This window comes from Enterobacter sp. CGMCC 5087 (assembly GCF_003144775.1).
GTDB classification, from domain to species: domain Bacteria; phylum Pseudomonadota; class Gammaproteobacteria; order Enterobacterales; family Enterobacteriaceae; genus Enterobacter; species Enterobacter cloacae_M.
Genome location: NZ_QFXN01000070.1, coordinates 1 through 8175, shown reverse-complemented (window position 1 = coordinate 8175; position 8175 = coordinate 1). Strand labels below are relative to the sequence as shown.

The following is an 8175-nucleotide window of genomic DNA, read 5'->3' as shown; positions in this document are numbered from 1 at the left end:
TAGACCGTCTGTCTACCCGCCTGCAGGATGCGGGCTTTGAGATGTCCCTCAGCCTGAAGGCGAAATGGCGGCCGGATATTGACGCCCTGGAGGTCTGCCGCCAGCACGGCCGCGACATTGCCCGTCAGTGGGCGCTCGCACCGCTTCCGCAAGCTGCCGAACCGACCGCACAGCAGGAAACCTGCGCCTGCGCCGCCGCGACAGCCGCCGATCCCGGACCGCGCATGCAGTGCAGCGTCTGCCAGTGGATTTACGATCCTGAACTGGGCGAGCCGCTGCAGGACGTTGCGCCGGGCACGCCGTGGAGTGACGTGCCGGACAATTTCCTCTGCCCGGAATGTTCACTCGGGAAAGACGTCTTTGACGAACTGGGTACGGAGGCAAAATGAACAACGGTATCGTCATCATCGGCTCGGGCTTTGCCGCCCGCCAGCTGGTGAAAAACATCCGCAAGCAGGACGCCAGCGTGCCGCTGACGGTAATCGCCGCCGACAGCATGGACGAGTACAACAAGCCCGATCTGAGCCACGTCATTAGCCAGAATCAGCGCGCCGAAGACCTCACCCGCCAGACGGCGGGTGAGTTCGCAGAACAGTTTAACCTGCGTCTGTTCCCTTACACCTGGGTCACCGATATCGACGCTGCCGCCCACGAGGTGAAAGCAAAAGAGAAAACCTGGCAGTACGACAAACTGGTGTTGGCCACGGGTGCCTCTGCGTTTGTGCCGCCGGTTGAAGGCCGCGAGCTGACGATCACCCTCAACAGCCAGCAGGAGTATCAGGCCAGCGAAACGGCGCTTCGCGACGCGCAGCGCGTGATGATTGTCGGCGGCGGGCTGATAGGCACCGAGCTGGCGATGGATTTCTGCCGGGCGGGAAAATCCGTGACTCTGGTCGACCACGCGGCAAGCATTCTGTCGTCGCTGATGCCCGCAGAAGTAAGCAGTCGCTTACAGCATCGCCTGACCGACATGGGGGTGCATCTGCTGTTGAAATCGCAGCTGCAAAGCCTGAGCAAAACCGAAGGCGGCATTCGTGCCACGCTCGACCGCAGCCGCAGCGTTGAGGTGGATGCGGTAATCGCGGCAACAGGCCTGCGCCCGGAAACCGAGCTGGCGCATCGCGCAGGCGCCGAAATACAGCGTGGCGTGAAGGTAAATAGCTACCTTCAAACCACGCAACCTGATATTTACGCGTTAGGTGACTGCGCTGAAATTAACGGTCAGGTACTACCCTTTTTACAGCCAATTCAATTAAGCGCGATGTATCTGGCGAAAAACCTGCTCGGCGGCAGCGCGCCGCTGAAATTACCCGCCATGCTGATTAAAGTCAAAACGCCAGAATTACCGCTGCATCTTGCCGGTGAAACGCAGCGTCAGGATCTGAGCTGGAAAATAACCCTCGAACAGCAGGGAATGGTCGCGCATGGCGTAGACAGCGAGGATCAACTACGCGCTTTTGTGGTCAGTGAAGATCGGATGAAGGAGGCTTTCGCTCTGCTGAAATTGCTACCTGCTTAACCCTCGTTTTGCCGGGTGGCGCTTCGCCTACCCGGCCTGCTAAAGGGTCATGCTTACTTAACCTTTGGATATTATTATTCACCGCCCCGATATCCTGGAGCTTTTTTTTACGAATCCTATTCATAAAATAAATGCAAAGCAGATATATCATCGCTATCAATCCCTTATTTATTATTTTCGTAAATATTTTAATCTGAAACAGATTAAAAACATCATTCTGTTTTATTATTCGCAGCCAACTCAGTCTAAAAAGACATGATCGGCCGGAGGCAAATCATGGCGAATTTTTATAAATAACTCAATTATCTTTCTCGCTATTTCACACAAGCGAAGAATGCGGAATATATTTTATTCCGCAAAAGACCTATATTTTCAGCATCTTTTTATCGGTATGCCGCTATGCGCCAGCCATTGAGGAAGTCGCGGAGGTTGCGCCGTGCAGGAGCCGGTTCAGGAACGTACCACCAGCGCGTCGTAGCCGCGCCAGCGGTAGTTGACCATGGAGATCAGCCAGCAGGCGACAAACAGCCCGACCACAACAAACCCGGCGTTGCCCAGGTTGTCGTTTACCGCGCCAATCAGATCCCACACGCCGCCGCTGAGGGCAAATTTGTCCATCAGCAGACCCAGCGCTTCCAGCCCGCCGATAAACAGCGCCACCACCACGGAGGTGCCGGTAATGGTCATGTTGTAGTAGAGCTTGCGCTGCGGCTTGTTGAACGCCCAGCCGTAGGCACCGACCATCAGCAGGTTATCGAGGGTATCCACCAGCGCCATGCCGCTGGCGAAGAGCGCCGGGAAGACCATGATTGACCACACCGACATCCCGCTTGACGCGCTGGCGGCAGAGATCCCCAGCACGCCAATCTCGGTAGCCGTGTCAAAGCCGAGGCCAAACAGGAAACCGACCAGGTACATCTGCCAGCTTTTATTCACCAGGCGGAAGGTTTTGCCAAACAGCCAGTTCATGACGCCGCCCTGGGCAGGGAGAGTGATGTCGCCCTGCACGGGCCTGCCCTGTTTCAGCGCCTGAAAACTGCGCCAGACGCCGCGCAGGATCACCATGTTCACCAGCGCCATAGCCAGCAGGAAGGTGGCGGAAACGGCGGTGCCAATCAGGCTGCCGGTTTCGTGGAACCATTCCATGTTTTTCTGAAACGCCGTCGCGGTCGCGGCGATAGCAATGGAGGCCAGCACCACGATGGTGGAGTGCCCCAGCGAGAACCACGCCCCCACGCCGGACGGACGTTTGCCCTGCTGCATCATCTTACGCGTCACGGTATCAATGGCCGCGATGTGGTCAGCGTCCACCGCGTGACGCAGCCCGTAGCACCACGCCAGCAGGCTGGCGGCCATCAACGCCGTGCTGCCGCTAAATGCGTGCCATGCCCATCCCCAGGCCAGCAGGTTTGCCATTACCAGAGCCAGCAGCAGAAGCGCGGCGCGAGGTTCATTGCGTAAGAGTCGTAACATTTTAAGTCCTTTGTGAACATGACCGGGCAGCGGCGATCGCCGCCTGCCCGAAGGAGATCGCTCCGTCACCTGCGGGCAGGCGCGAAGGAAAAAGAAGCGTAAAGTCAGAAAGATAATGACGCAGGCGCGCGCGCAGCAGACGGTTGTGCAGCACGCCGCCGCTGAGACAGATTGTCGACAGCGACAGGCGTCGGGCATGGCGCGCGGCGAGTTCCGCCAGCCCTTTTGCCAGCGCGTCGTGAAACGCCCACGCGCGCTCGCAGGGCTCAGCCTGCCAGGCTAGCCACTGCCGCCAGAAAAGCGCAAGGTTGTCGACAGACAACGTCACCGGATGGTCGACGCCCGCGCACTGCGAGGCCAGCGCTTCCAGCCGGCAGGCCGCTTCACCTTCCCAGGATTGGGTTTCAATACCCAGCGCGCAGGCGACCGCATCAAACAGGCGACCACAGGACGAGGCCTGCGGCGCGTTGATGCCGCGCCGGATCGCCGTTGCCAGCAGCGGCCAGTTTTCACGCTGAACCGCGCGCGTTTCCGGGTACAGCTGCCAGTCAGGGACAAACGCCAGGCAGTGGGCGAGCAGATTGCGCCACGGCTGCCGCGCCGCCAGATCGCCCCCCGGCAGCGCAACGGCAGGCAGCCCGCCCAGACGCTCGCACGCGAGATAGTTCACCCGCAGGCACTCCCCACCCCACAGCGCGCCGTTCTCGCCCATGCCGATCCCGTCCAGCGTCAGGGCAATCGCGTCTCCGCCGTCGAGCGGCCAGCCGTTCTCCGCCAGGCACGCCGCCGCGTGGGCGTGATGGTGCAGTACGGTTTCGACCGGCAGCCCCTGCGCCTGCGCCCATCGTTGTGTGTGATAGCCCGGATGGGCGTCGCACACCACGCGCTTCGGCTGGAAGGCGTAAATTTTCTGCATCAGCGAGAGCGCGCCTCGCCACTGCGCTTCGACGCCCTCGTCACCGAGATCGCCAAAATGCTGGCTCAGCACCGCCTGGCTACCACGCACCAGGCAGAAGGTGTTTTTCATCTCCGCGCCGGTGCATAGCATGGCGGGGAGATTCTCAAAACCCGCAGGCAACGTGACGGCATCCGGCACAAAACCGCGCGCGCGGCGAAGCATCGCGCCGTCCCGATCCACCACCGAATCGTCCATTCGTTGCAGGATATCGCGGTTGTGCAGCAGGAAGCCGTCCGCGATGTCGCCGAGTTCATCCAGCGCCTGCTGGTTGGTCATGGCAGGCGGTCTGCCGCTGAGGTTACCGGAAGTCATCACCAGCGGGCGCTGGCAGTCCATCATCAGAAGGTGTTGCAGCGGGTTAGCGGGAAGCATGATGCCAATACAATCGAGCCCGGGTGCAATCCCTTCGGGAAACCCGGGAAGCGAGGCTTTTGGGGTCAGCACAATCGGCGCTGCGGAGGAGCGTAACAGCGTCTGGATCGCCTCCGGCACGCCGTCCGCGTTTTGGATCATCACCGCCAGCGGCTTCGCGGGACGCTGCTTGCGTACCCGAAGCGTCCCGACCGCCTGCGGATTACGCGCGTCGCAGACGAGATGAAAACCACCCAGCCCTTTGACCGCGACTATGCCGCCGCTTTTCAGCATCGCCACCGCCGCGCTCAGCGCAGCCTCACGGGAAGCGGTGATGTCGCCCGCACGCCATTCCAGCGCTGGCCCGCAGTCCGGGCAGGCTACCGGCTGGGCGTGAAAACGGCGGTCGGCAGGATTGCGGTACTCTGCTTCACACGGCACACAGAGCGGGAATGGCGCCATTGCCGTGGCCGGGCGGTCGTAGGGCATGGCGTGAATAATGGTGAACCGCGGCCCGCAGTGGGTGCAGTTGATAAACGGATAGCGATAGCGGCGCTCGCCGGGGTCGCGCATTTCAGCCAGGCACGCCGGACAGGTCGCGGCGTCGGGAACAATCTGGGTGTCCATCGCCCCGCCCGCGCTGTGGCGGATGGTAAAGTCCTCCGGCACCTGCGCCCAGGTAAACGGCTGCGTTTCAACGTGGTCAATGCGTGCCAGCGGCGGGCAGTCCTGATGCAGCCTCGCGGTAAAGGCCCCCCCATTACCCGCGAGGCGCACCAGCACGCCCTCTCCATCATTGCAGACGTCACCGGTCAACTGAAGCGCCTGCGCCAGCTGCCAGACGAAGGGGCGAAACCCCACGCCCTGCACCTTGCCGCGCACGCGCAGCTGTACGCCGTTACTGCACATAGGGTTCAGAACAGCAGCGATGACGACGTGTCGAATGCCGCGCGACGGCGCTTTTCGGCGCTCATCTGCTCAAGCTTGTCGCGATCCACGCAGACCAGCGCATACGTCGGGCAGGCTTCCATGCAGGCCGGACCGGCGTCGCGGTGATAGCAAAGATCGCATTTGTTGGCTTCGGCTTTCTCCGCACGTACGCTCAGCCCCATGCCGCTGTTGCGTACCACCGGACGGACAACCACCTCCATCGCGCCGTACGGGCAGGCGACCACGCAGGTTTTGCAGCCAATGCAGCGCTCCTGCATGACGTGCACAAAGCCTTTCTCGCGTTTAATCGCCCCGTTCGGGCAGACGTTCGCGCACGGTGCGTCTTCGCACTGGCGACAGATGGCGGCGGTGGAAATATTCACGCCTTTAATGACGTGGATGCGCGGCAGGAAGGTGTCAGGGGTGAGCGACGCGCAGTCCTGCTCCGCCTGATGGGAAACCACGCACGCCACTTCACAGGTACGGCAGCCAATACACTTACTGGCATCGGCCATAATAAAACGGTTCATCTGCTTCTCCAGCATTACAGTTATGCGCGGAGATATTCATAAACCGTGCCAATAATTAACCTATTGATTTAGATGAATTTAAAAATTACGACGGCGCTGTCATCGTCACTTATGACGATGACAGCTGTCGACATCAGCGGTGCGGGCCATCAATAACCGAGTCGCGCAGCACCAGCTCGCCGGAAAAGGTTTGCTGATATTTAAACTCACCGCCGTCGAGCATGAAGATCAGTCGGCTGATGGTCTCTTTGATCATCTCCGTCACCGGAATACGCACGCTGGAAAGCGACGGCACGATGTAGGGCGCGATGGCCACGTCGTCGAAACCGATCACCGACACCGCGTCCGGGGCGGCCACGCCGCTGTCGTGCAGCTGCTTCATGGCACCGATTGCCATATCGTCATTGCTCGCCACCAGCGCCGTAAAGCGCTCACCGCGAGCAAGCAGTTCCGATACCGCCGCCGCGCCGCTGGCGGGGTTCCACTTCCCCTGCGCAATAAGGCCCTCGCGCAGCGGAATACCGTGCTGCGCCAGCGCGTCCTTGTAGCCGGAGAGACGCTCAACCCCGGTGGGAGAATCCAGCGAGCCGGTGATAAACGCGATCTCCCGGTGCCCTTTCGCAATCAGCTGCGACACCGCCTCCTGGCTGGAGGCTTTATGATCTGACCAGACGCAGTGGCTGCTGTTTTTCCGCAGGCGGCGGTTGAGCACCATTATGGGCTGCTCGCACTTCTCGACGATCTCATCCATCTCTTCCACGCTCAGGAAGCGCGGATAGATAATCACCGCGTCGCAGCGCATATCGAGCAGGTACTGGATCGCCTCGCGCTCTTCATCCGCGCTGTGCTTGCCGTCCGCGAGGATCAGCTGCCGCCCCTTTTCTTCCGTCATGCGCGCGGCGTGAAACAGCAGCTCGCTAAAGTAGACGCCGTGATAGAGGGTGTTCGTCACCACCAGTCCCAGCGTTTGGGTACGTTTGGTTGCCAGGTTTCGCGCCAGCAAATTCGGGCGATAGCCGCTCTCTTCAATGGCCTGAAACACCCGGTCTTTGGTCTCCTGGCTGACGTAGCCATTTCCCGACAGCACCCGGGACACCGTGGCTTTCGAAACGCCTGCCCGCTTCGCCACTTCAAGCATCGTGGTCATATTATTATTCCGTCTGAATCTGATGGAGCGCAGTGTACTGCACTGCAAAAAAATTGTCGCAGCGGTGAAATCACGCTTTTGCTACACCATTGCGATCTGCATCACGAAACGAAAAAATGGTCAAAAAGCGATCTTGTTTCATCCAAAGAAACTCATGATGATTATGTGGAACCGGTTTCCTACATGTCTCACAACAATAACAGGATCACATCCGATGGCCAAAAATTACGCTGCGCTGGCGAACGACGTTATCAGCGCGCTGGGCGGCAAAGAGAACATCGTCGCCGTCACCCACTGCATGACGCGTCTGCGTTTCGTACTGAAAGACGAAAGCCTGACCGACGCAGCGCGCCTGAAAAGCATCAGCGGCGTGCTCGGCGTGGTACGCAACGACAACCAGTGCCAGGTCATTATTGGCAACACGGTTTCACAGGCGTACCGCGAAGTGGTAAGCCTGCTGCCCGCTGACCTGCTGCCCGCGGTGCCGGAAGGTCCGCAGAAGTTGACCTTACGCCGCGTTGGCGCCGGGATCCTCGACGCACTGATCGGCACCATGTCTCCGCTGATCCCGGCGATCATCGGCGGCTCGATGGTCAAGCTGCTGGCGATGATCCTCGAGATGACCGGCGTGCTGCCAAAAGGCGCGCCGACGCTCACTATTCTGACCGTCATCGGCGACGGCGCCTTCTTCTTCCTGCCGCTGATGGTGGCGGCCTCGGCGGCGGTGAAATTCAAAACCAACATGTCGCTGGCCATCGCCATCGCGGGCGTGCTGGTGCACCCGAGCTTTATCGAGCTGATGGCGAAAGCCGCGCAGGGCGAGCACGTTGAGTTCGCCTTTATTCCGGTGACGGCGGTGAAATACACCTACACGGTGATCCCGGCGCTGGTGATGACCTGGTGCCTGTCATACATCGAACGCTGGGTGGATCGTATTACCCCGGCGGTGACGAAAAACTTCCTCAAGCCGATGCTGATCGTGCTGATTGCCGCCCCGCTCGCCATCGTGCTGATTGGCCCGCTGGGGATCTGGATCGGTAGCGCCATCTCCGCGCTGGTCTACACCATTCACGGCTACCTGGGCTGGCTCTCCGTCGCCATCATGGGCGCGCTCTGGCCGCTGCTGGTGATGACCGGGATGCATCGCGTGTTTACGCCGACCATCATTCAGACCATTGCCGAAACGGGCAAGGAAGGGATGGTGATGCCGTCGGAAATCGGCGCCAACCTGTCGCTCGGCGGCTCGTCGCTGGCGGTGGCGTGGAAA

Annotated in this window: 7 protein-coding genes; 3 read left to right on the top strand and 4 right to left on the bottom strand. The window is 60.4% G+C overall.

Translation table 11 applies throughout. The features are described 5' to 3' along the window. Nucleotides 1-389 (top strand): rubredoxin (locus DEO48_RS06530; protein ID WP_181366974.1); only part of this gene is annotated, 389 nt, incomplete at its 5' end. Then, on the top strand, nt 386-1519 hold the full coding sequence (gene norW, locus DEO48_RS06525; protein ID WP_109844688.1) for an NADH:flavorubredoxin reductase NorW: 1134 nt from the start codon (nt 386-388) through the stop codon (nt 1517-1519). The genes DEO48_RS06530 and norW, both read left to right, overlap by 4 nt. Before the next feature lie 450 nt (nt 1520-1969). On the opposite strand, the gene DEO48_RS06515 is transcribed toward norW, so the two are convergent. From DEO48_RS06515 to DEO48_RS06500, 4 genes are all read right to left on the bottom strand, one after another. Next, the gene (locus DEO48_RS06515) at nt 1970-2992 is read right to left on the bottom strand and encodes a HoxN/HupN/NixA family nickel/cobalt transporter (protein ID WP_029742064.1); all 1023 of its coding nucleotides are present in this window, start codon (nt 2990-2992) and stop codon (nt 1970-1972) included. A gap of 1 nt (nt 2993) precedes the next feature. Continuing rightward, entirely contained in the window at nt 2994-5210 is a 2217-nt protein-coding gene (gene hypF, locus DEO48_RS06510) for a carbamoyltransferase HypF (RefSeq protein ID WP_109844686.1), read from the bottom strand. 5 nt (nt 5211-5215) lie between these two features. Beyond that, on the bottom strand, nt 5216-5761 hold the full coding sequence (gene hydN / locus DEO48_RS06505) for an electron transport protein HydN (RefSeq protein WP_109844685.1): 546 nt from the start codon (nt 5759-5761) through the stop codon (nt 5216-5218). 133 nt (nt 5762-5894) lie between these two features. Then, entirely contained in the window at nt 5895-6908 is a 1014-nt protein-coding gene (locus DEO48_RS06500; RefSeq protein WP_109844684.1) for a LacI family DNA-binding transcriptional regulator, read from the bottom strand. A gap of 214 nt (nt 6909-7122) precedes the next feature. Between DEO48_RS06500 and DEO48_RS06495 the strand changes: the two genes are divergently transcribed. Then, a partial coding sequence (locus DEO48_RS06495; RefSeq protein WP_109844683.1) for a PTS transporter subunit EIIC occupies nt 7123-8175 on the top strand: 1053 nt, incomplete at its 3' end.

What these genes read in the sequence shown, in the direction of transcription:
- DEO48_RS06500 (WP_109844684.1), bottom strand. Translation starts at nt 6,908, where the DNA reads ATGACCACGATGCTTGAAGTGGCGAAGCGGGCAGGCGTTTCGAAAGCC.
- hypF (WP_109844686.1), bottom strand. Translation starts at nt 5,210, where the DNA reads ATGTGCAGTAACGGCGTACAGCTGCGCGTGCGCGGCAAGGTGCAGGGC.
- hydN (WP_109844685.1), bottom strand. Translation starts at nt 5,761, where the DNA reads ATGAACCGTTTTATTATGGCCGATGCCAGTAAGTGTATTGGCTGCCGT.
- norW (WP_109844688.1), top strand. Translation starts at nt 386, where the DNA reads ATGAACAACGGTATCGTCATCATCGGCTCGGGCTTTGCCGCCCGCCAG.
- DEO48_RS06515 (WP_029742064.1), bottom strand. Translation starts at nt 2,992, where the DNA reads ATGTTACGACTCTTACGCAATGAACCTCGCGCCGCGCTTCTGCTGCTG.